The sequence below is a fragment of the Vibrio sp. 10N.222.46.A1 genome (assembly GCF_041473595.1).
Taxonomy (GTDB): Bacteria; Pseudomonadota; Gammaproteobacteria; order Enterobacterales; family Vibrionaceae; genus Vibrio; species Vibrio tasmaniensis_A.
The window spans coordinates 1-1,092 of record NZ_JBFRSN010001616.1 but is presented as its reverse complement, the minus strand read 5'-3'; the positions used below and the strand labels follow the sequence as shown (position 1 = coordinate 1,092).

Sequence of the window (1,092 nt, the reverse complement as noted above, 5' to 3'; positions counted from 1 at the left end):
CACAAGCACTGATTAATGACGAATTCAACATTGATGATTCTATTCAAGCTTTATTGGAAAGCGAGCTATATTTCGACTTAGTTCAGCTCCTTGCTCACGGATTGCCTGTTCGAGAGGCCATTTGGTGGGGCGCACATACGCTCGATGCGAGAAGTGATGTGTGGTCTACAATGCAAAAACAATGTATTTCAACAGCCAAAGATTGGGTCAAGTCACCTTCAGAAGAACAGAGAAGAAAGAGTGAACTCTTTGCGAATAAGCTCCAACTAAATTGTGGGCCATCTTGGCTAGCTCAAGCCGTATTTTGGAACGGATCCGGCAGTATTGTTGCACCTGACTTACCCAACGTCCTCCCCGACCCTTTCTTATATTCCAAAGCGGTAGCGGGTGCAATCAACCATTCCGCAGCCTTACCCAATTGGGATAAAACCAACGAGTACTATAAGAAATCCATTGGTATTGCTCTCGAGCTTGCCAAAGGCAGCCAATCATAAAGTTACAGATGACAGGAGTGGCCGATGACGTTAGCCGCAAGATTAACTGACATGCATGTTTGCCCGATGCAGACACCCGCACTTCCACCAATCCCCCATGTCGGAGGCCCAATCGTTGGACCTGGTGTACCGACGGTTCTCATTGGCAATATGCCTGCAGCAACGCTTGGGGATATGTGTGTTTGTGTTGGCCCCCCAGATAGCATCATCAAAGGCAGTGCTACTGTACTTATCATGAATAAGCCTGCTGCGCGTATGGGAGATACAACCGCCCACGGGGGTACTATTGTCTTGGGTATGCCTACCGTAATGATTGGAGGATAAAATCCTTGCATTTCATAAGGTTTCGAAAAGTCGGCTTACTGGGTAATTTTCTTGGATAAAGTTCAAATTTTTGAGTAAATATCTATTTTACATAGGACTTTTTAAGAAAAAGCGATAGAATATATAAATGTTAAATATTTTATATGAAACATAAGTAATAACTATTAGAAATAACACTTTATGTGATCGAGATATCAAATAACTTTAACAGGACGTGTATGACAGAAATTGCTCATTTACTGACTCCAATCTCGGATAATGACCCCTCCGGCTC

Annotated in this window: 2 protein-coding genes; both read left to right on the top strand. The window is 43.3% G+C overall.

What is annotated here, in order from left to right; translation table 11 throughout:
- Positions 1 to 494: DUF6931 family protein (locus AB4496_RS28455; protein ID WP_372133418.1), on the top strand; the 494-nt coding region annotated here is incomplete at its 5' end.
- Between the two features lie 24 nt (positions 495 to 518).
- Complete coding sequence (locus AB4496_RS28450; protein WP_009846610.1) at positions 519 to 818, top strand: PAAR domain-containing protein; 300 nt, start codon at positions 519 to 521, stop codon at positions 816 to 818.
- Positions 819 to 1,092: the final 274 nt, after the last annotated feature.